Consider the following 21,121-nt stretch of genomic DNA (forward strand, 5'->3'; position numbering starts at 1 on the left):
GCTGCATTCGGTGCTTGGACGCATTCTGGTTACGCTTGGCGGCCTTCTCGTCATTGCACTCTTCGTGGCCCTTTTCGCGCCTTTTTTCGTGGACTGGACGAGTTTCCGCCAGGAGTTCGAGGATCGTTCGAGCCAAATTCTCGGCAAGAAGGTTACAGTTCACGGTGCGGTCAGCGCGCGGTTGCTGCCATTTCCGTCCCTGACGATGGAAGACGTGACCGTGGGTACGGATGTCGACGGTTCGCCGCTCGTCCATGTCGCGCGATTTTCGCTCGACGCAGAACTGGCCCCCTTGCTTTCGGGTGAGGTGCGGATTTTCGACATGCGCATCGATGAGCCAAAGGCTCGGATCCGCCTTCTGCAGGATGGTACGCTCGACTGGTTGCGCGGCAGCAAGCCGAGCATGCCGGCCCGCATCGTCGTTCTGGAAAAGGTCACCGTCACCGGTGGTCAGATTGAATTCATCGACCAGCAGACTGGTCGCAACCGCTTGATCACCGGTCTCGACGCGAATGTCTCTGCACGGTCGCTCGCTGGCCCATGGGCGATTGACGGGCGCGCCGTCATGGACGGCGAGGCGAGTCATTTCACGCTCAACACCGCCGAGATCGCCAGTGACGCCTTGCCCCTCAGACTGCGCCTCGAGCCAGACGCCCGTCCCTTCAGCGTGCAGGTTGATGGTTCGCTGGCCTTGAGGGAGGAGCGCCCTGTCTATCAGGGCCGGTTCGACGCACAGCTGCGGACATCCGTTGGTGAGACAGCCGAAAAGGGTGATCCTCAGGTTCCGGAGCCGCGCATCCGCGGTGATGTCGAATTGACGAATGAAAGCATTTCCATCGCCTCGTACCGCATGGAAATCGGCGATACGAAAGACCCTTACGTGATTACCGGGGAGGCTAAACTCGATACCGGTGCAAAACCCGAATTTCGCCTGGTCGCGGAAGGGCAGCAGGTCGATGTCGCAAAGCTTGCGGCTGAAGGAACCCGCGCGAAAACCTCGCGGGTCGGCACAATGTCGCTGCAGCGCAGGCTCGACATCCTGCTCAAGACAGCAGCCGAGATCCCGATCCCGAAAGTGCCGGGGCAGGCGCGTTTACGCCTGCCGGCGATCGTTGCCGGGGATTCCGTCTTTCGCGACATCCAGCTCGATGTCCGCCCGGATGGGCAGGGCTGGACGGTGGAGAATGCAGTTGCCGTATTGCCCGGACGCACGCAGGTGGAGGCGAAGGGTCGGTTGATGCTTGCGGGTTCGCCTTCGTTCGAAGGGGATCTGCTGATTGCCTCGACCCAGCCTTCCGGACTCGCGACATGGCTCTCGGGCCAAGTCGATCCCGCTATCCGTCAGCTGAAGTCGGCCGGCCTTTCGGCCAAGGTCAACCTGACGACGGAATTGCAGCGGTTCGAAAATCTTGAATTGGCGGTCGGTGCGGATCCTTTGAAAGGTCGTCTTGAACGGGAATCGCCAAAGAATGGCGAAAGCAGCCTGTCGCTTGATCTGGCCGGCAAGATGCTCGATCTCGATGCGGCACGGGCGATTGCCGCCCTCGTAACCGGTCAAGACGATGCCGAGCAGATCCTGGCGAAGAAGGTCGCAGCACGGCTCGAAATCGATCAGATGGTTGCCCTGGGCGTCACGGCTGGCAAGGTCGATGCCATCCTGCGTTATGCAGGCGGTCGTCTCGATGTGGAACGCCTGAACATCGGGAATGTTGAAGGTGCTGCCCTAAGAGTAACGGGCAGTTTTGAGGGCAGTCGTGCGCAGCCCAAGGGTAAGGCCAGAGCAACGTTCACGGCAGCTGATCCGAGCCGGTTCCTAGAGTTCGTCAAGCAGCGCTTCCCGGAAACGACGGTGTTGGGGAGACTGTCCGCTGCCGCACCATTTTATGCAGACGCGGATGTCACCTTCGACGTGGCGGTGGACGAGGCATCGTCACTGACGGTGACGGGCAATGGCCGAGCGAACGCAAGTCAGGTTTCCTTGCGCTATAGCAACAGCAATTTCCGCCAGCCTGATGCTGCGGAGCGAGTGCTGGATGTTAGCCTTCAGAATGACGACGGATTGATCCTTCTCGGTCAGATGGGTCTAGACCCATTACCATATCCAATCGGGGACGGCGGAACGTTGACGCTCAAGGTCGATTCGACAGATCCAAAGCTTGCCGCGGTTACACTCTCGTATGCGGGGCGTGAAACGCGTGTTGCGCTGAATGGCGAAGCGGCTGGGTTTGACGGCGCACTGCCCACGTCCGGCAACTGGACCATCGGTGTCGACAGCACCGATTTTGCTCCTTATCTGATGGCGCTCAAGAGCAATCTTCCCGCGCTGGAAGTTGGACTGCCGGTCAAGGGGAATGTCGCCTTGCGTTTCGATGCGGGCAAAATCGTGCTGGATGATTTTACCGCGACGATCGCCGACCAGCCGGTGAAGGGCAAGTTGCAGGTCGACCTCACCCAGCCCCGTCCGATGCTGACCGGAACGCTCGCCGCCGACCAGATTGATTTGGACTGGCTGGCTGAAACCATCATCGGCCCACTGCGCGATCCCCAAACTGGCGCATTGTCCGGCGCGCCGCTCGGGCGATCCTTGCCGCCAGTCGACGTTGCCGTTGAGCTGACCGCCGGCCGTCTCTGGATCGGGATGCTTGAGGCGGTGGCGAATTTTTCCGGTTCCCTCAGCCTTAAGTCGGGGGAGCTCGTTTTGCAGGCCGCCAAGGGTGAATGGCTGGGCGGTGCTGTGGCCGGACGGGTGGCACTTTCCAATGCAGATGGCGCAGGGCTTATGCAAATGCGGCTCGACGTGAAGGGTGCGGACGTGGCGCGCACCATTGACAGTTTGCGCACAGAGCGTGGCTTGGAGCGTTCATCTGCTCTGGTTGGCCGGGCAGACCTTACCTTCAATGCGGAAGGCGCCGGCGCCAGTGTCAGTGAATTGATCGGTGCGGCCAATGGATCAGGCCAACTACAATTCCCGCGCCTTGAACTGTCCGGTGTAAATTTCGCCATTATGCCTGAGATCATCAAACAGGCGGATGCGCTCGGAACCAAGATCGACCAGACCGCCGTGCAGGGACTGGTTGAAGCGTCAGCTACGCAGGGCGGAAGCAATCTGGATGGCCTGCAGCTGTCTGTCGCCTTGTCGGATCGAGTTCTTCGCGTGCAGAACGCGTCGTTCGAGACTGAGGCCGCCAAGCTCGCCGGTGACCTCCGGATCGATCTGTCGAAAGGTGAAGTTGAAGCCGCATTGCGGGCGGCACTTGCGGCAGGCGATGCGGCCATGGAGGGGGCGGAACCTGCCCTCCGTCTCTTCGTCACAGGCCAGGCCGTCAATCCCGCCGTTGGTTTCGATGTTACGGAACTTACCAATTTTCTATCTCTGCGGGCCTTTGAGGCCGAACGTCGTCGTGTCGAGGCGCTTCAATCCAGCGTCTTGGAGAAGCAGCGCTTGAGGCGCGAGGCGGCGCTCACGCGGTCACGCGTTGAAGAGCGAGCGCGTCTGGATGCCGAGCGCGCGAAGCGGGAAGAAGAAGCAAAGGCCGCAGCCGAGAAGCAGGCAGCCGAGGAGGCTGCCGCTGCCCAGCAGCAACAAGCAAACCAGGGGCAGGCTCAGCCAGTGCCGCCTGCTGCCGAGCCAACGACACAGAGCGTGGTACCCGCACCTGCACTGCCGACGCCGCCTGCAGAGCGTGTGGTGCGGCAGCCATTGCCGGATGTGCGTTTCGAGGGGCTTCCCGGCGTCAACTGACCGGGGTGGGGAATGGCTGGTTAGGTGCTGCAGCGCGGGCTTTGACGGCATTGAGGACATAAAGCCTCAAGGCCGATGAAAGATTGGCGCCGTCTGGGCGGTTTTCATCGACCTCGGCCACAAGCGCTGCAAAGCTTAGATCGCGCTCAGCGGCGATTGCGCGAAGCTCATCGAGAAACGGACCCTCGATCGAGAAGCTGGTGCGGTGGCCATGAAGGGTGATGGACTGCTTCCGAGGCATTGCTCAGCCCTTGTGGGAGATCCTGTCGCGCACGTCTGCGTGGGCCTGACGCTCAATCGTCCGAGGGCTTTTCGAGCCGCCCTTGCGCATGATCCCGGGCAGCCTTTTCATTCAGCGTCCGGGTCAGCGTCTTTTCGTCTTTGGTCCGGCCGAAGGTTATGCGGTTCTGCTCGGCAAGCGCCTGCTTTTCGTCACGGGCCTTTGCCTTGCGAAACTGTCGGAGATTGACCACGTCTGCCATAAAGGCTCTCCCGATCCTCAGCCGCTGCGCGTCCGTACGGCTATTGCTTCTTGCGGAAGGCGTCGAGTGATACGACGGAGCCTTCCTTCTTTTCTTCAGACTTGGGCGCTTCACCTTCTTCCGTCTTGGCCACGGCATCGACAGGGTAGGCGGTGATCTCTGCGCTGTCTTCTTCTTCCTCAACCAGCGGCACGTCGAATTCCAGTTCGAAATTCACCGACGGGTCATAGAAGCCACGGATCGCATTGAACGGGATAACGAGCTTTTCGGGCGTGTCCGAGAAGGAGAGGCCGACTTCGAAGAGACTGTCGGTGACCTTCAGCTCCCAGAACTGGTGCTGGATCACGATTGTCATCTGCTCGGCATATTTCGACTTCAGGTGTTGGGAAATACGCACACCGGGCGCGCCCGTGAGGAAGGTGATGAAGAAGTGATGATCACCCGGCAACCGGCCGGTGGCAGACACCTCGCTCAAGACCTTGCGAATGACGCCGCGAAGCGCGTCCTGGGCCAGAATGTCGTAGCGAATGTGGTCGTGCCCCATCAGAATCTGTCTTTCTCTGTCATGCCTGTTTGCGGGCTATATGCCACGGCGGACGATGCTGGAAAAGCCCCGCCGAGAGGATTGCGTCGAGACAGGATACACCATTTTCCGAACCGCTGATAGGCGGGGCGGCATGGAGAAAATGACGGAGTGAAAGTCGGGAAAGGTGAAGGCTTCTGTTGCCAGGTGCCTTCGGACCCCGCCTCAAGGGGCTAACCTAGAGGACTTGGTTCGGATTTCCCGCACCGCCATTAGGCAGCGAGAGCATAACCCTTAGCGTTGTTGTCGTTTGCAACTACACTTGTGACCCGATAACGGCGGTATCATGCCGAGCAAAAGTTCGATCTTTACGCCCTTGTCGATCCTATTTCGCCCCCATCAAAAGCCGGCCTGATCAGAGATCAGATCCGACCGGTTTTTGGTGGAGGCGCCGGGTACCGCCCCCGGGTCCAATAGGTTTATTACACCGACCGTTTATTGCCATAGCCGGAGCAAGCCCCGGCACGAGTGATATAGGTGTTTCACGCGGCGATGAAAAGAGGGCTGCGAAAACTTCGCGCATGGGCCTAGCGGTGGCCGGGGATAAGTCCTGCTGCAGCTTGGTCTCACCGGCGCTTGGCGGTATGGTAGGGGCCGAAAACGAATCCGGACGGGCTCATGCAGCAGTATCACGACCTTCTCAAACACGTGCTCGAAACGGGTACCGATCGCGGCGATCGGACTGGGACCGGTACGCGGTCGATCTTTGGGCACCAGATGCGCTTCGATCTGTCTGAAGGGTTTCCCGTCATCACGACGAAGCGGCTGCATCTGAAGTCGATCATTCACGAACTCCTGTGGTTCCTGAAGGGCGAGACCAATATTGCCTATCTGCGTGAGAACGGGGTCAGCATCTGGGACGAGTGGGCCGATGAGAACGGTGACCTTGGACCGGTCTATGGCGCGCAATGGCGGTCCTGGCCTGATTATGACGGGGGGCATATCGACCAGATCGCCCAGCTTATCGAGGGGCTGAAGACCAATCCGAATTCGCGCCGGCATATCGTGTCCGCCTGGAATCCGGCCCTCGTCGATGACATGGCGCTGCCGCCATGCCATTGCCTGTTCCAGTTTTATGTCGCCGATGGAAAGCTTTCGTGCCAGCTATATCAACGATCTGCTGACATCTTCCTCGGCGTGCCCTTCAACATTGCCTCCTATGCTTTGCTGACGATGATGATCGCTCAGGTCACGGGGCTGAAGCCGGGCGATTTTGTCCATACGCTCGGCGATGCGCATCTCTATGCCAATCATTTCGAGCAGGCTCAGCTGCAATTGACCCGCACGCCGAAAACACTGCCTGTCATGCAGATCAACCCTGATGTGAAGGATATATTTTCCTTCAAATATCAGGACTTTACGCTCGTCGGTTATGAATCTGATTCAAGCATCAAGGCGCCGATCGCTGTTTGATGCGGCGACGGGGGGTGAAAGCATGACCACGATCAAGACGGCCATCATCGTCGCGGTTGCCAAGAGCGGTGTGATCGGGCGTGACGGGGACATGCCGTGGCGCTTGTCTACCGATCTCAAGCGCTTCAAGGCACTCAGCATGGGCAAGCCCCTGATCATGGGGCGGAAGACCTTCGAGAGCTTCGGGTCCAAGCCGCTGCCGGGTCGGCCGCATGTGATTGTCAGCCGCAATGCGACCTTCGCCATGCCGGGCGTCGAGACGGTGCGGAGCGTGGAAGAAGGGGTGGAGCGCGGGCGTGAGCTGGCCCGGGCCGCAGGTGTTGACGAGATCTGTGTCATTGGCGGGGGGGAGATCTATCGCCAAACCTTGCCGCTGGCTGATGTGCTTTGCGTCACCCATGTCGAAGCCGATCTCGAGGGAGATACGCATTTCCCAGCGATAGATGACGCTGTCTTCGAAATGGTTAGTGAAATGCAAATTCCGGCCGGCCCAGTCGACAATTACCCGACGAGATACGCGATATACCGTCGCAGAATGCCCCGATAACGCAAATTTTGCCTTGTGACTGCAAGAAGTTGAGCGGCTCGCGTTGAAAGCGCGATGCCGTATACCTATAACCTCTTCAACCTTCCGCATGGCGCGTTTCGATGATGCCGGGCGGCTCGAGGACTCGGGAGCGAATTTTTCACACAAAGAGGTATGAATGCCCTGGAGCAATCAGAACGGCGGCGGCGGCGGTCCATGGGGCGGCGGTGGCGGCAATAATCAGGGTCCCTGGGGGCAGGGGCCGAACCGCCCGCGCGGCGGTGGCGGTGGTGGCGGCAATCAGCCGCCAGACCTCGAAGATCTGATCCGCCGGGGTCAGGATCGGCTGAAGAACGTCGTCCCGGGTGGCTTCAACGGCGGCGCCTTTGTGATCGTAGGTCTCGTGCTGGTCGCTTTCTGGGTCGTTCAGTCGATCTATACCGTCCAGCCTGATGAGCGCGGCGTCGAACTTCAATTCGGCAAGCCGAAGGAAGAGCTTGCCATGCCGGGCCTGCACTTCCATCTCTGGCCTGTCGAGCAGGTCGAGATCGTCAAGGTCACCGAGCAGCAGCAGAATGTCGGGAGCCGCGCCACGTCGAGCAATCCGGGCGCAGGCCTAATGCTCAGCGGCGACCAGAACATCGTCAGCGTCCAGTTCTCGGTTCTGTTCACGGTTTCTGATCCGCAGGCCTATCTGTTCAACCTCGAAGATCCGGCCCAGACGCTTCAGCAGGTCTCCGAAAGCGCCATGCGTGAAGTGGTTGGCCGTCGTCCGGCACAGGACGTCTTCCGCGACAATCGCGAAGAGATTTCGACCCAGGTTCGTGCCATCATCCAGGGCACCATGGACAATTACGGTGCCGGCATCGCGATCAACGCGGTTCCGATTGAAGACGCCGCGCCGCCGCGTGAAGTGGCCGAGGCCTTCGAAGAAGTACAGCGTGCGCAGCAGGACGAAGACCGTTTCGTCGAAGAATCCAACCAGTATTCCAACCAGCGCCTCGGTCAGGCTCGTGGTCAGGCAGCCCAGATCCGGGAAGAAGCCGCCGCCTACAAGGATCAGGTGGTGAAGGAAGCGGAAGGTGAGGCCCAGCGGTTCGTCTCGATCTACGACGAATATCGCAAGGCGCCTGATGTCACCCGTCAGCGCATCTATCTCGAAACCATGGAAAACGTGCTGCGCAACTCCAACAAGGTGATCATCGACGAGAAGCAGGGCGTCGTGCCTTATCTGCCCCTCAATGAGATCACGCGCCAGCCGGGCAACCAGCCCGCCGGCCAGACCACCACGGGAGGCAACTGACATGTCGAACCGCCTTCCCTATTTCATCATTGCGCTCGGCGCCGTTCTGTTCTTCGCCTATTCCTCGATCTTCGTGGTCAACGAGCGTGAACAGGCCATCGTTCTGCGTTTCGGCCAGATCCAGGACGTCAAGGCAGAGCCGGGTATCTACTTCAAGCTGCCGTTTGCCTTCATGGACGCGGATCGGGTCCAGTATGTCGAGGACCGTGCACTGCGCTTCGATCTTCCGGATATTCGTGTCCAGGTTCGCGGCGGCGCGTTCTATGAAGTCGACGCATTCGCCGTCTACCGCATCACCGATGCCCGTCGCTTCCGCGAAACGGTATCGGGAGACCGGGAGGCCGCAGAATCGCGCCTTCGTACCCGCCTCGATGCGGCTCTGCGACGGGTCTACGGCCTGCGCAACTTCGATGCTGCGCTTTCGGAAGAACGCGGCTCGATGATGTCGGATGTCCGCAATGATCTACAGGCGGCTGCCGAGAGCCTCGGGCTTGCGGTGACCGACGTGCGCATTCGCCGGACCGATCTGACGCAGGAAGTGTCGCAGCAGACCTTCCAGCGCATGAAGGCCGAGCGTCTGGCTGAGGCAGAATTCATCCGCGCCCGCGGTAATGAGGAAAGCCAGCGCCGTCGCGCGATCGCCGACCGTCAGGTCGTCGAATTGCAGGCGGATGCGCAGCGCGATTCGGAAATCCTGCGCGGTGAGGGCGATGCTGAGCGGAACCGCATCTTTGCCGATGCCTTCCAGCGCGACCCGGATTTCTTCGCATTCTACCGTTCGATGCGTGCCTATGTCGGCTCCATGAGCAATCAGGGCACGACCATGGTGCTGTCGCCCGATTCGGACTTCTTCCGCTACTTCAATAGCGGTGCAGGTTCGAGCGGGACGACGGGTGGTGCGGCTCCGGTTGCTCCAGCCGCTCCTGGTGCACCGGCAGCGCCGGCCAGCAATTAAACTTTGACCGGTGCGGCTCTTGCCATGGGGCAGGAGCTATCATTCAAAACATCGAGGGGCTGGCCCTGCCGCCAGCCCCTTGTTTCGTTCTGGGGTCTGCGGATTGTCAGGACGTGGGGATTCGCTTTCAGAAATCGCTACCGTCCTTGACGCCTACACGCCTCCGACGATTTTCATCGTTCCGGGCAAATGACAAGATCTGGTCGCAAGCGGGTTGTAGCGTCTTCCGGCAATTGTGATTTTGCCATTGCTCTTTCCGCCTTATGTTCGCAATGAAGTCTGACAATTCAACGAGGACGCCGATGTTTTACTCCGCCCGTACGTCGCGAATCATTCTGCCGGCTCTGATCCTCGGCAGTGTGCTGGGTGGGGGTACCGTTACTGTGCCAACCGCCGTTGAGGCGAAAGGTCCCGAGTCTGTCGCGGACCTGGCATCCGGCCTTCTCGGCGCGGTGGTCAATATTTCGACCTCGCAGAGCGTCAAGGAAGAGGGCGAGGGACCGGTGCCGAAAGTGCCGGAAGGGTCGCCTTTCGAAGAATTGTTCGAGGACTTCTACCGAAACCGGGAAGAGGGCGACAGCGACAGCCGAGTGAATTCGCTCGGTTCCGGCTTTGTCATCGATCCGGCCGGGTTCGTCGTCACCAACAATCACGTCATCGAGGGCGCCGATGATATCGAGGTGATCTTTTCCGACGGTTCAAAACTGAAGGCGAAACTGATCGGGACCGACACGAAGACCGACCTGTCCGTGCTCAAGGTCGAGCCGCCGCAGCCGCTGACTGCCGTCAAGTTCGGGGATTCCCGCAAGATGCGCATTGGTGACTGGGTCATGGCCATCGGCAATCCCTTCGGTCTCGGAGGCTCGGTCACAGTCGGCATCATTTCTGCTAGCGGTCGCAACATCAATGCCGGCCCTTACGACAACTTCATTCAGACCGATGCAGCCATCAACAAGGGCAATTCCGGCGGCCCGCTGTTCAACATGGACGGCGAAGTCATCGGCATCAATACGGCGATTATCTCGCCAAGCGGTGGATCGATCGGCATTGGCTTTGCCGTGCCGACAGAGCTTGCCGAAAACATCGTCAAGCAGCTGATCGAGTTCGGCGAGACGCGCCGCGGTTGGCTCGGCGTCCGCATCCAGCCTGTCTCCGACGAGTTGGCCCGCAGCCTTGACCTGCCGCGCCCCAAGGGGGCATTGATCAGTGGCGTAGTTGAGGGCGGTCCGGTCGAGAAGGGGCCGATCGTCGTCGGTGACGTCATCATCCGCTTCAACGGCCGCGATATCGGCGAGACCCGCGACCTGACCCGGATCGTGGCCGAAAGTCCGATCGGCGAGGCGCTGGATGTGGTCGTGCTGCGCGACGGCAAGGAGCAGTCTCTCAAGGTCACGCTCGGCGAACTGAAAGACGACGCTGCCACCAATGCCAGTGACGAGCCATCGACGCCTGCCGAACCCGAGACTGACGGCTCCAATCCGGATGCCGATCAGGGCACAGATCCCAATGCCGATCCCGGTGTAGAGCCTGATGGCGAACAGGTTCCTGGTGACGAGACTGAACAGGAGGTCACTGAGCCGCAAGCGCCCGACGCTGCCAACGCAGCACCCGTCACGGAGGGTCTGATAGGTGTCGAGATCTCGATCCTTGATGACGCCAAGCGGACGGCTTTCGGGATCTCCGAGGGCGTTGAAGGTGTGTTGATCACCCGCGTTCTGCCCGGTTCCAAGGCCGAGGGCAAAGGCCTCAAGGTCGGTGACGTGATTGTTGAAGTGGCGCAGGAGTTCATGCGGACGCCCCAGCAGGTTGCCGAGAAGCTGACCTCCATCAAAGGCGAGGGCCGTCGGAGCGGATATCTGATGATTGCCGATAAATCCGGCAATCTGAAGCTTGTCGCAGTGCCGCTGGAATAGCGTTCAGGCGGTCAGCCGCTTGACCGGTGCCAGAGCCAGCTGGTTTGCGACATGGGCTTCGAATTCTGATACCGGCATCGGTTTTCCGAGAAGGTAACCCTGGAGCTGTTCGCAACCGAGCGTGCGAAGTTGTTCGCGCTGGCCCTCGGTTTCGATGCCTTCCGCCACCACCACCATATTCAGATCTCGGGCCAGCCGGATGATCGATTCGACGATTGCCCGTCCTTCCCGATTGGTCTCGATATCGGAGATGAAGGACTGGTCAATCTTCAGCTTGTCGAAGGTGTAGCGTCGCAGATAGCTGAGCGAGGAATAACCGGTCCCGAAATCGTCCAGGGCGATCTTTAGCCCCAAGCCGCGCAGCGCCTTGATCGTATGCTCAAGACCAAGAGTCGAGTCCATCAACAGGCTTTCGGTCACTTCCAGTTCGAGGCGTTCGGGTGGAAGCTGGCTGTTTTTCAGGGCGCTCTCGACCAGTGGCAAAAGCCCGGGGCTCAGGAACTGCCGGGAGGACAGATTGACGGCGACACGAAGATGGGATGGCCAGCGTGCGGCAAGTTTGCAGGCTTCCCGAAGGACCCAGGCGCCGATGCTGGTGATCATACCGGTTTCCTCGGCAATCGGTATGAATTCCGCCGGGCTGATCGGTCCAAGTTGCGAGTGACGCCAACGCAGCAGTGCCTCCGCACCGACCACTTGCCCGCTTTGTGTGGATACGAGCGGCTGGAACCTGAGTTCGAGTGTGCCTTGGGAAACGGCGAGCGCGAGCTCGTTTTCGATCAAGTTGCGGCGGCGGGACGCTGCGTCAAGCGACTGGTCGAAGAAGTGATATCTGTTTCGACCGTCCTCCTTTGCGCGATAAAGAGCGAGGTCGGCGTGACGCATCAGCTGGTCGCCGCTCGTGCCATCAGTGGGCGCAAAGGCAATGCCGATACTGACGCCGATCATTGCTGTGCCCGTGCTCAGGTGGAAGGGCTTCTCGAGGCGCTCTATGATGCGAGACGCCAGAAGACTTGAGGTGCGCGCATCGTTGATCGACATCTGCAGTATGGCGAATTCGTCGCCGCCAAGGCGTGCGAGCGTGCAGTCTTCTCCACACAGTTGCCTGAGCGTCTTGGCGATCTCGCGCAGGAGTTCATCGCCACCGGCATGCCCGTGGGTATCGTTGACCTGTTTGAACCGATCGAGATCGAGCAGGAACACTGAAAAGCTGTCGCCAAAACGTTCAAGTCTCGTGACTGCGCGCGAGAGATCTTCTCCGAGAAGGACACGATTACCGAGTTCCGTCAGCGAATCGTGTCTGGCGAGATGCTCTATGCGCATCCTTGCCTCACGGTTTGCCGTCACATCGCGGCCAACCCCGCGATACCCCAGGAACCGCCCTTCTGCATTCGTGACCGCCTTGCCGGTCATCGACCATATGGCCAGTTCACCGTTAATCTCGATGCAGATGTCGATATCGCGGAACGACTGACGCGCTTCCAGGCGAATGATGAACTGCTCGCGACAGTCCATGCCTTCCATACCGTTCAGGCTCGAAGTCGCGAACGGCATGATATCTTGCAGTCGCTTGCCGAGGAGGAGGTTTTCCGGCACGTCGAGCTGCTGGCTCAGTCTGTTAGAAATCCGTGCGAGATGCAGGTTGTCGTCTGTCTCCCAGAGCCAGTCGGCGGCGTTTTCCTCAAAGTCGTTGAGGAGCAGCCCAATCACGTCTCGCTGTTCATCTGCTGCCATCTTGGCGCGGACGCGTTCGGTCAGGCTGTGGCAGACGCTGAGGGAAGACCTGATGATGATGGCGGCAAAGATGACGTACAGTGCGACAAGGTAGATGTTGAATACCGATGGCGAGCTGGCGAGTGCAAGGACGGCACCGACCCCGATCGTCACGCAGAAGACGATCGACGCTGGCGGGATCGTGGCGAGAGCGAAGCCGCCGCCGCCAGCCATACCCACTGTCAGCGCCATCAGAATCAATCTTTGCGTCTCGTCTGCTTGCGCGTAAGCGACCACGTCGATGGCGGCCCACAACCCGCTGAGAAGGGCGGCATGCATCACGGCACGCCGTGTTCCGCGAATGCTTGCGGTGTCTCTTGGCGGCAGATGACGGCGGCGATGTGACGACCAGATTGCCAGAAGGGCAAATGCAACAAGGATGGAGCAGACAATATTCACACGAAGTGCTGCGGGACTATCCCAGAAGGCCCCCATCGTGACGACCGCATTCAGGAGGTTTGCGGCCATCATCCAACGCGTATTTCCAGCAACGATCGCCATGCGAATCGCCCGGACACGCGGAGCCTCGTCCCGCGACTGACCTTCTTCCCCCAGATGGAGGAAGCGCTGATACCAATTCGCCATGGTGCCTGGCCGAGCGTTCATTGTCGGTGTTTGCATGGGGCAACTATAGGAGGGAATGCTTAAATGCGTCTGAATTCTTCCGTTAGCGTTGTCGGCTTTTCGGATATTTCACGCATTATTGGGGGTGGCCCTGTAGAGAATGTGGGGTTTCAGTTGCGGATGGGAAACTGGCACAAGGGGATGATCGAAATCCCTGTCCTCCAGTCGCTGCATCCCGATCCGTTCCATGACGGCAATCGAACGGCGATTATGCGCAACGGCGAAAGCAAAAATCTCCTTCAGCCGGTGATTGCTGAAGGCGTGGTCAAGAACAGCCAACGCTGCTTCCGTGACAAAACCCTTGCCCCAGAAACGGGTGGCTGTGCGCCAGCCGATCTCGCAGGCATCGGCTGGGAGGATACCCGGAAGATCGACGGGGCTCACCCCGCAAAAACCCATCGCTTCATTGGTATGGCGGTCGGCTAACGCAAAAAGGCCGAGGCCGGATTGCGCAATCTGGTCTCGAATCCTGTCCATCATCATGTCGGCCTCGCCATGCGTCCGGCGATATGGAAAGAACTCCATCACTTTGCTGTCCCGGTTGATCTCGCGGAACAGGTTCCGGTCTTCCTCCTGCCAGTTTCGAAGGACAAGACGTTCCGTGACGATCTCCATGGAATGTCTCAGCCGGAGACGAATTCGGACTTACGATAGCCTTGCAGGTAAAGGAGGGCTGTGAGGTCGCCGTGGTCGATGCGGATCTTCGCCTCTGCGGCGACGGCTGGTTTGGCGTGGAGCGCGACGCCGGATCCTGCCACGCCCAGCATTCCGAGGTCATTCGCACCGTCGCCAACCGCGATGACGTCTGCCGGCGTAATGCCGAGGCGTTCGCTGATCTCGAGCAGGGCGTCGACCTTGGCCTGGCGTCCGAGGATTGGCTCGGCGACTTCACCGGTGAGAACACCGTTTTCCTCGATCAACACATTGGCTCGATTTTCGTGGAAGCCGAGCGTTGCGGCGATGCGTGAGGTGAAGACCGTAAACCCGCCTGAGACGAGGGCGGTATGGTATCCCCGGGCGCGCATGGTTGCGATCAGTTCCATGCCGCCTGGCGTCAATGTGATGCGATTGGCGATGACCTCGTCGACCACGCCGATCGGCAAGCCCTTCAGGAGTGCAACGCGTTCGCGAAGTGCCGGTTCGAAGGCAATCTCGCCATTCATGGCCCTGGCGGTGATGTCAGAGACTTTATCCTTCAAGCCAACTTCTGCGGCGAGTTCATCGATGCATTCCTGGCCGATCATAGTGGAATCCATGTCGGCAATCAGGAAAGACTTGCGCCGGTCTTCTGCGACCTGGACAGCGATATCGACGGGCAGGCCCGCAACAATCTCACGCAGGATTTTGTCTGCCTGCTCTCCATCTGTCCCATCGGGAAGTGCAATATCGCAAGCCACGCCGTCGGCCAGCCAGTAGAGGTAGCGCGACCCGACTGCGTCTGCTGCCTTTTCGGCCAGCGCGACGCTCAGAATGGGATTTGACGGATTGGCGATAAGCGTGGCAACGAGAGCCATGATGGAAGATCCTGACGACAAAAAAGATGCGATCCTGATAACCGGGCCGACCGCGAGCGGCAAGTCTGCACTTGCCCTGGCCTTCGCCCGTCGCACCGGCGGTGTGGTCATCAATGCCGACAGCATGCAGGTCTATGATACGCTGCAAGTCGTGACTGCGCGCCCTGATGACGCGGAAATGCAGGGCGTTGATCACCGTCTGTACGGCCATGTGCCGGCGTCCAGGCCCTACTCGACAGGCGAGTGGCTTCGGGATGTCACGGTGTTGCTCGACGAGTTGCGGGATGTGGGGCGATTGCCTGTCATCGTCGGTGGAACCGGGCTCTATTTCAAGGCGCTGACTGGTGGTCTTTCAGATATGCCGGCAATCCCGGCCGATATCCGCGAGCGATACCGAACCCGTTTGCTGCAGGAGGGACCGGAAGCGCTCTATCAGTGCCTGATTGAACGCGATCCGAGGACTGCTGAAAAGCTTCAGGCCCGCGATGGCCAGAGGATCGTCAGGGCATTGGAGATCCTAGAGGCGACCGGGTCTTCGATCCGCGAATTGCAGGCAAAGACCGGTCCTTGCCTGATCGATCCGGATCGTGCCGAGAAGCTGGTGGTCCTGCCCGACCGCGCGACACTCTACGGACGCATCGACCGGCGTTTTTCAGCCATGATGGACAGTGGTGCGATTGATGAGGTCAAAGCCCTGCTTGCCATGCGGCTTTCGCCTGACCTGCCAGCAATGCGGGCCATCGGCGTCAGCCAGATCCAGGCGATGTTGAGGGGGGAGGTCTCCCGTGAGGAAGCCGTTGTCTCTGCCGCGACGGCGACACGCCAGTATGCCAAGCGGCAAATGACCTGGTTTCGAAATCAAATGGATGACAGCTGGCGGCGCGTGGACCCCGCCAGCATCTCGCTCGATTGATTTCTCAATCCCGTTTGTAGAGCGTCGAAAGTGGCTTCTTGAGCAGGCTTTCCCGCAATGACGGACCGTTCTCGCGTCGCACGGGAGCGCTGCCGAAAGCCGGTTCGCCACCCGTCAATCCCGATAGCGCCGATCGTGGGCGCAGGTCCTGCTGGCCGACCTGAGGCAGCATATCGGGTCGATAGGGTTCGATTGGCGGGGTATCTGCGGCGCTGAATGTGGTTCGCGCCGTAGCACCATAGGTCGGCGGCGGAGGTGCCGGTGCTGTTGGGGCAGCCATGGAGCCGTAATCATCCGCATCGTCATCGTCATAGGGTCCGCTCCGGGCGCCTCGACCCGCAGCAGAGGTGGATTCGACGCTCTGCTGGAATGCGGCAATGTCCGGCTGCGCGACCGAGCGCATGCGTCCGACAATCGAGCGGAGGTCGACGGTATCCGGCGTTTCGTCGCTGGATTTGACCGTCAGGCCGTTCGCCTTTGGCAATTGTGACTGCTCCACCCGGCTGAAGCGCATGCGCATCGGCACCGAAATGGCTTCCCCGAAGGCAATGGCCTCTCCATTGCCAATGGAAGAGATGAAGCTGGTGGTCGAGATCGAGCTGTCAGGGATGGCCGAGCGGATGATTTCCTGGTCGCGATCATTGGCAAGGCGCATGGCAAACAGCGTCGAGCACTGCGACAGGATGGTTTGGTCAAGCTCGCCCGGGCGCTGGGTGATCACGCCGAGGGATACACCGTATTTACGACCTTCCTTCGCGATACGGGCAATTGCCTGTCTCGTCGGGAAGAAGCCGAGGCTTGGATCTGCTGGCACGTAGCGGTGTGCTTCTTCGCAGACCACAAGCATATGCACCGCACCGTTGGACCACAGCGCCAATTCGAAGGCCATGCGGCACAGAACCGAGGCAACCGAATTCACGACTTCCGAAGGGATCCCGGCCAGCTGGAACGTCGAAATCGGCCGGTCGTCTCCGGGGATGCGGAAGACATGGGCGATCGTCTCCATGATCGTGTCGCTGATCGTGTTGTTGGAGAACATGAAATGATAACGGGGATCGTTGATCGCCGACATGATGCGCATCTTCAGCGAGCGCAGATGCGGCTTCTCGTCCCGGCCTTCGAGGCGCCCGATGCGTTCATCGATCAGGGCCAGAAGGTCTGCCATTCGATAGGGCACGGGGGTGTCGGCGGTCATCGCATTGCGATCGGCCATGCGCCGCATCAAGGCGTTTTCATTGCCGCGGAAGCTGCGCTTCGCTTCAGGCAAAAGGTCGCGGAGCGCATCGAGCTCTTCGGGGACCGGTGGTCGGCCGCGAAAGAGAACCTCGGCAAACTCGTCGAGCCGCATCAGCCAGAAGGGGAGGTCCAGCGTGTCGGTGTCGACGACGACCGCGAGGTCTGGAAAGGCGGCGGCAAACTCGTTGTGCGGATCCAGAATCAGGATGCGCAGTTTCGGATCGCTTTCGATCGCCTTGCGCAGCAGGAGAGAAACGGCTGTCGATTTGCCGACGCCGGTCGAGCCGACAACGGCGAAGTGCTTCGACAGCATGGATGGAATGTGGATCGTGGCATCGATGCTTTCGTCCTGGGTGAGCTTTCCTATGACGCAGGTGTCGCTCTGGCCGGAATCATAGATGCGGACGAGATCGGAGGCACGGATGCGGTGGGCTACGGCGCCGAGATAGGGATAGCGGGAAATACCCGTCGAAAAGCGTTCGGAGCCGTTATCTCCGACGTTCACTTCACCAAGGAGCTCGACTTCGATGAGGAACTGGTTGTCGGCTGTCTCACCCCAATCCTTGCCTTCTGTCTGCATGGAATAGGCGAGGGCAACGACCCGGTTGCGACCCACATCGATCGAGATCAGGCGCCCGACGGACCACAACTCCGTGAGGTCGGTGCCGCCTCGCTCGGCGACGGCTGCAATCGTTGCGCGCGAGCCGCTGCAGGCGACGACACGGCCGAGCATCCGGTTGCCCGGGCGCATGCCATCGCGGCGATCCTGATCGCTGACCGCGGCGGAGTCGTGAAGTTCGTTGTTCGGCACTTATCATTCTCCCTGCTCGCCTCATGATGAAAGAAGCCGTTTAAGATTTTGTGTAGCCGGTGTGAGCTGGAGGCGGACCCAGGGGAGGGGAAGAAAGAAAACTGCGCAAAAGGGCGAAAATAATCCTGAAACATGCGTTGACGCTTGGGCGCTTTCTGTCTAACACTTCGCGCATGAAAAACTCGATGGTACTTATCGTGGTGGGAAAGCGCATGGGCAGGATGGTGTGACCATCCGGCGACAGCCACCCATGCGCTAGAAGACAGGCTCCTCAAGGGGCCTTTTTTTATGCCTAAAACCGGGCTTCGTGCCCCAAATCCACAAAGGCGGACGGAAACACAGCATGACGGGCAAAGACAATCAGATGACGGGCGCCGAGATCGTTCTGCGGGCGCTGAAGGACAACGGCGTCGAGCACATCTTCGGCTATCCCGGCGGTGCGGTCCTTCCGATCTATGACGAAATCTTCCAGCAGGACGATATCCAGCATATTCTCGTGCGGCACGAACAGGGTGCGGGCCATGCCGCAGAAGGCTATGCGCGCTCGACCGGCAAGGTCGGGGTTATGCTTGTCACTTCCGGTCCCGGTGCCACAAACGCGGTGACGCCGCTGCAGGATGCGCTGATGGATAGCGTTCCCTTGGTCTGTATCTCGGGTCAGGTTCCCACAGCGCTGATCGGTTCTGACGCCTTCCAGGAATGCGACACCGTCGGCATTACCCGGCCCTGCACCAAGCACAATTGGCTGGTCAAGGACGTCAACAAGCTTGCCGGCATCATTCATGAGGCATTCCGGATTGCAAAGTCCGGGCGCCCAGGTCCCGTCCTCGTCGATGTCCCCAAGGACATTCAGTTCGCTACGGGCACCTATACGCCGCCCGAAACACACGAGCCGGCCAAGAGCTACCAGCCGAAGCTGTCGGGTGATGCAGGCGCTATCGCCGCTGCCGTGCAACTGATGGCGGGTGCCCGTCGACCGATCATCTATTCCGGTGGCGGTGTCGTCAATTCCGGCCCTGAGGCGACCAAGCTGCTGCGCGAGCTTGTTTCGCTCACCGATTTTCCGATCACCTCGACCCTGATGGGTCTTGGCTGCTATCCGGCTTCGGGCAAGAACTGGCTCGGCATGCTTGGCATGCATGGTTCCTACGAAGCGAATATGGCGATGCATGATTGCGACGTGATGGTCTGCATCGGCGCGCGTTTCGACGACCGCATTACCGGCCGCCTCAATGCGTTCTCACCGAATTCGAAGAAGATCCACATCGATATTGATCCGTCGTCGATCAACAAGAATGTCCGCGTCGACGTGCCGATCCTCGGCGATATCGGCCGTGTTCTCGAAGATATGGTTCGAGCGTGGCGCGCCCTGCCGAAGAAGCCGGAAGCGAACCAGACCGCTGACTGGAATGCGAGCATCACCAAATGGCGCGCCCGCAATTCCTTCGCCTATTCGCCGTCCAAGGACGTCATCATGCCTCAATACGCCTTGCAGAGGCTCTATGAGCTGACCAAGGACCGCGACACCTACATCACGACGGAAGTCGGTCAGCACCAGATGTGGGCAGCCCAGTTCTACGGTTTCGAGCAGCCGAACCGCTGGATGACCTCGGGCGGCCTCGGCACAATGGGTTACGGCCTGCCGGCGGCACTCGGCGTGCAGATCGCGCATCCGGAAAGCCTGGTCATCGACATTGCCGGCGACGCCTCGATCCAGATGTGCATTCAGGAAATGTCGGCGGCCATCCAGTATAATGCGCCGATCAAGATCTTCATTCTGAACAACCAGTACATGGGCATGGTTCGGCAGTGGCAGCAGCTTCTGCACGGCAACCGCCTGTCGAACTCCTACACGGAAGCCATGCCTGATTTCGTCAAGCTGGCCGAAGCGTATGGTGCCGTTGGCCTGCGCTGTGAAAAGCCCGAGGATCTCGATGGGGCTATCCAGGAGATGATCGACGTGAACAAGCCCGTCATCTTCGATTGCCGTGTCGCCAATCTCGCCAACTGCTTCCCGATGATCCCATCGGGCAAGGCGCATAACGAGATGCTTTTGCCGGATGAAGCGACCGACGAAGCCGTCGCCAATGCCATCGATGCCAAGGGTCGTCAGCTCGTCTGACCGGGAGGAAAACACCATGAACGCACATCTTCAACCGACCGGTTCGGCCTATTTCATCGCGAAGGAAACCGCAGCCATCGAGAGCCATACGCTCTCTGTGCTTGTCGACAACGAGCCGGGCGTGCTTGCCCGGGTCATCGGCCTGTTCTCAGGTCGCGGCTACAACATTGAAAGTCTTACGGTTTCCGAGACGGAGCATGAGGCGCATCTGTCGCGCATCACCATCGTGACCCGCGGCACGCCGTCGGTTCTCGAGCAGATCAAGGCGCAGCTTGAGCGGATCGTGCCGGTGCATCGCGTCGTTGACCTCACAGTCCGCGCCCGCGAGCAGGGCCAGGAGCGGCCGATCGAACGTGAAGTGGCTCTGGTGAAGGTTGTTGCATCAGGCGAAATGCGGGCCGAAACACTGCGTCTGGCCGATGCCTTCCACGCCAAGGTGGTGGATGCGACGGTCGATCACTTCATCTTCGAGATCACCGGCAAATCCTCCAAGATCGACCAGTTCGTCTCAATCATGAAGCCGCTTGGTCTGAACGAAGTCTGCCGCACCGGCATCGCCGCGATGAATCGTGGCGCACAAGGCATGTAAAGAATTCGGTTATTGCCGAAACGTGAAAGGGCGATCCTGCGGGGTCGCCCTTTCTCTTTGGTTTTCAGGCCTCCATGCCGAGGAGGTCGAGCAATCCCATCTGTCGCGGTGGAGTCGGCGTGGTGACGTCCGCTTTTGCGGCCTTCTCTTTGGCGCGTTTCGCTGGCTGTCCTGCGCTCTCTGGGTGCGCCTGCTTTTTGCTGGACTTGTCCGGGCGAGGGCGCTTGGCTGATCCGATGACAGGCTCTGCGGCTACGACGTCGTCTTCTCCGACAACGTCTGCGGCATCCGCTGGCTCAAGCGTCGACAGCATGGCTTCGAGCGCGTGGCGCAGAGACTGCGGCTTCAGGCGGTAGTGAATAAACTGGCCCTTTTTCCGGCCTTCGATGAGCTCGGCATTTTCCAGAATCGAGAGATGCTGCGAGATTGATGGCTTGGCCATGTCGAAGCGCGCGGCAATTTCACCTGCGGTCAGCGATGATTGCGCGAGATGTGCGAGCATCATCCGGCGCGGATCGGATGCCAGTGCGTGAAACACGCGTGATGTCGATTTGTCCAAGATCGGGTGGATGCCACCCTTGTTGCGCTTTGCCATGTAGCCCCCTGCATGAAATCGCGAATC

Annotated in this window: 17 protein-coding genes and 1 other RNA gene; 9 read left to right on the forward strand and 9 right to left on the reverse strand. The window is 59.9% G+C overall.

Translation table 11 applies throughout. The features are described 5' to 3' along the window. Window positions 1-10: 10 nt before the first annotated feature. Entirely contained in the window at window positions 11-3,742 is a 3,732-nt protein-coding gene (locus ACSV9I_RS01455; RefSeq protein ID WP_438326678.1) for an AsmA family protein, read from the forward strand. On the opposite strand, the gene ACSV9I_RS01460 is transcribed toward ACSV9I_RS01455, so the two are convergent. The 4 genes from ACSV9I_RS01460 to ssrA form a co-directional block, all read right to left on the reverse strand. Further along, entirely contained in the window at window positions 3,735-3,983 is a 249-nt protein-coding gene (locus ACSV9I_RS01460) for a ribbon-helix-helix domain-containing protein (RefSeq protein WP_438326679.1), read from the reverse strand. The genes ACSV9I_RS01455 and ACSV9I_RS01460 overlap by 8 nt on opposite strands. 52 nt (window positions 3,984-4,035) lie before the next feature. Next, window positions 4,036-4,224, reverse strand: a complete 189-nt coding sequence (locus tag ACSV9I_RS01465) for a DUF4169 family protein (protein ID WP_438326681.1) — start codon at window positions 4,222-4,224, stop codon at window positions 4,036-4,038. A gap of 40 nt (window positions 4,225-4,264) precedes the next feature. Further along, the gene (locus tag ACSV9I_RS01470; protein WP_054159463.1) at window positions 4,265-4,768 is read right to left on the reverse strand and encodes an SspB family protein; all 504 of its coding nucleotides are present in this window, start codon (window positions 4,766-4,768) and stop codon (window positions 4,265-4,267) included. Window positions 4,769-4,933: 165 nt separating this feature from the next. Next, window positions 4,934-5,310, reverse strand: a transfer-messenger RNA (tmRNA) gene (gene ssrA, locus ACSV9I_RS01475). A gap of 115 nt (window positions 5,311-5,425) precedes the next feature. Here ssrA and ACSV9I_RS01480 point away from each other — a divergent pair. The 5 genes from ACSV9I_RS01480 (at window position 5,426) to ACSV9I_RS01500 (ending at window position 10,917) form a co-directional block, all read left to right on the forward strand. Further along, on the forward strand, window positions 5,426-6,220 hold the full coding sequence (locus ACSV9I_RS01480) for a thymidylate synthase (protein WP_054159462.1): 795 nt from the start codon (window positions 5,426-5,428) through the stop codon (window positions 6,218-6,220). A 22-nt stretch (window positions 6,221-6,242) separates the two neighbouring features. Beyond that, the gene (locus ACSV9I_RS01485) at window positions 6,243-6,767 is read left to right on the forward strand and encodes a dihydrofolate reductase (RefSeq protein WP_438326684.1); all 525 of its coding nucleotides are present in this window, start codon (window positions 6,243-6,245) and stop codon (window positions 6,765-6,767) included. A gap of 157 nt (window positions 6,768-6,924) precedes the next feature. Beyond that, complete coding sequence (hflK, locus tag ACSV9I_RS01490) at window positions 6,925-8,049, forward strand: FtsH protease activity modulator HflK (RefSeq protein WP_054159460.1); 1,125 nt, start codon at window positions 6,925-6,927, stop codon at window positions 8,047-8,049. Window position 8,050: 1 nt separating this feature from the next. Beyond that, window positions 8,051-9,004, forward strand: a complete 954-nt coding sequence (gene hflC / locus ACSV9I_RS01495; protein ID WP_438326685.1) for a protease modulator HflC — start codon at window positions 8,051-8,053, stop codon at window positions 9,002-9,004. Between the two features lie 302 nt (window positions 9,005-9,306). After that, complete coding sequence (locus tag ACSV9I_RS01500) at window positions 9,307-10,917, forward strand: Do family serine endopeptidase (RefSeq protein ID WP_054159458.1); 1,611 nt, start codon at window positions 9,307-9,309, stop codon at window positions 10,915-10,917. 3 nt (window positions 10,918-10,920) lie between these two features. Here ACSV9I_RS01500 and ACSV9I_RS01505 read toward each other — a convergent pair whose 3' ends face one another. From ACSV9I_RS01505 to serB, 3 genes are all read right to left on the reverse strand, one after another. Continuing rightward, a complete protein-coding gene (locus tag ACSV9I_RS01505) occupies window positions 10,921-13,296 on the reverse strand; it encodes a putative bifunctional diguanylate cyclase/phosphodiesterase (RefSeq protein WP_438326688.1) in 2,376 nt (791 codons plus the stop codon). Between the two features lie 87 nt (window positions 13,297-13,383). Next, window positions 13,384-13,929, reverse strand: coding sequence for a GNAT family N-acetyltransferase (locus ACSV9I_RS01510; RefSeq protein WP_438326689.1), 546 nt, complete (start codon window positions 13,927-13,929; stop codon window positions 13,384-13,386). Window positions 13,930-13,937: 8 nt separating this feature from the next. Further along, entirely contained in the window at window positions 13,938-14,828 is an 891-nt protein-coding gene (gene serB, locus ACSV9I_RS01515; RefSeq protein WP_438326691.1) for a phosphoserine phosphatase SerB, read from the reverse strand. Here serB and miaA point away from each other — a divergent pair. Further along, window positions 14,827-15,741 carry a tRNA (adenosine(37)-N6)-dimethylallyltransferase MiaA gene (miaA, locus tag ACSV9I_RS01520; RefSeq protein WP_438327657.1) on the forward strand — a complete coding sequence of 305 codons (915 nt, stop codon included), beginning with the start codon at window positions 14,827-14,829 and terminating at the stop codon, window positions 15,739-15,741. The genes serB and miaA overlap by 2 nt on opposite strands. Before the next feature lie 4 nt (window positions 15,742-15,745). On the opposite strand, the gene ACSV9I_RS01525 is transcribed toward miaA, so the two are convergent. Further along, complete coding sequence (locus tag ACSV9I_RS01525; RefSeq protein ID WP_438326693.1) at window positions 15,746-17,788, reverse strand: ATP-binding protein; 2,043 nt, start codon at window positions 17,786-17,788, stop codon at window positions 15,746-15,748. 343 nt (window positions 17,789-18,131) lie between these two features. On the opposite strand from ACSV9I_RS01525, the gene ACSV9I_RS01530 reads away from it, so the two are divergent. Continuing rightward, a complete protein-coding gene (locus ACSV9I_RS01530; protein WP_438326694.1) occupies window positions 18,132-19,910 on the forward strand; it encodes an acetolactate synthase 3 large subunit in 1,779 nt (592 codons plus the stop codon). Between the two features lie 16 nt (window positions 19,911-19,926). Beyond that, complete coding sequence (gene ilvN / locus ACSV9I_RS01535; RefSeq protein WP_054159451.1) at window positions 19,927-20,499, forward strand: acetolactate synthase small subunit; 573 nt, start codon at window positions 19,927-19,929, stop codon at window positions 20,497-20,499. Between the two features lie 64 nt (window positions 20,500-20,563). On the opposite strand, the gene ACSV9I_RS01540 is transcribed toward ilvN, so the two are convergent. Then, window positions 20,564-21,094 (reverse strand): metalloregulator ArsR/SmtB family transcription factor, encoded by a 531-nt coding sequence (locus ACSV9I_RS01540; RefSeq protein WP_438326697.1) that lies wholly within the window; start codon window positions 21,092-21,094, stop codon window positions 20,564-20,566. Window positions 21,095-21,121 lie beyond the last annotated feature (27 nt).

Origin of the sequence: Rhizobium sp. G187, from assembly GCF_051549525.1 — a bacterium.
Classification (GTDB): Bacteria; Pseudomonadota; Alphaproteobacteria; order Rhizobiales; family Rhizobiaceae; genus Allorhizobium.

Coding starts and splice junctions, on each gene's coding strand:
- ACSV9I_RS01460 (WP_438326679.1), bottom strand. CDS start 3,983: ATGCCTCGGAAGCAGTCCATCACCCTTCATGGCCACCGCACCAGCTTC.
- ACSV9I_RS01465 (WP_438326681.1), bottom strand. CDS start 4,224: ATGGCAGACGTGGTCAATCTCCGACAGTTTCGCAAGGCAAAGGCCCGT.
- ACSV9I_RS01470 (WP_054159463.1), bottom strand. CDS start 4,768: ATGGGGCACGACCACATTCGCTACGACATTCTGGCCCAGGACGCGCTT.
- ACSV9I_RS01480 (WP_054159462.1), top strand. CDS start 5,426: ATGCAGCAGTATCACGACCTTCTCAAACACGTGCTCGAAACGGGTACC.
- ACSV9I_RS01485 (WP_438326684.1), top strand. CDS start 6,243: ATGACCACGATCAAGACGGCCATCATCGTCGCGGTTGCCAAGAGCGGT.
- hflK (WP_054159460.1), top strand. CDS start 6,925: ATGCCCTGGAGCAATCAGAACGGCGGCGGCGGCGGTCCATGGGGCGGC.
- hflC (WP_438326685.1), top strand. CDS start 8,051: ATGTCGAACCGCCTTCCCTATTTCATCATTGCGCTCGGCGCCGTTCTG.
- ACSV9I_RS01500 (WP_054159458.1), top strand. CDS start 9,307: ATGTTTTACTCCGCCCGTACGTCGCGAATCATTCTGCCGGCTCTGATC.
- ACSV9I_RS01505 (WP_438326688.1), bottom strand. CDS start 13,296: ATGAACGCTCGGCCAGGCACCATGGCGAATTGGTATCAGCGCTTCCTC.
- ACSV9I_RS01510 (WP_438326689.1), bottom strand. CDS start 13,929: ATGGAGATCGTCACGGAACGTCTTGTCCTTCGAAACTGGCAGGAGGAA.
- miaA (WP_438327657.1), top strand. CDS start 14,827: ATGATGGAAGATCCTGACGACAAAAAAGATGCGATCCTGATAACCGGG.
- serB (WP_438326691.1), bottom strand. CDS start 14,828: ATGGCTCTCGTTGCCACGCTTATCGCCAATCCGTCAAATCCCATTCTG.
- ACSV9I_RS01530 (WP_438326694.1), top strand. CDS start 18,132: ATGACGGGCAAAGACAATCAGATGACGGGCGCCGAGATCGTTCTGCGG.
- ilvN (WP_054159451.1), top strand. CDS start 19,927: ATGAACGCACATCTTCAACCGACCGGTTCGGCCTATTTCATCGCGAAG.
- ACSV9I_RS01540 (WP_438326697.1), bottom strand. CDS start 21,094: ATGGCAAAGCGCAACAAGGGTGGCATCCACCCGATCTTGGACAAATCG.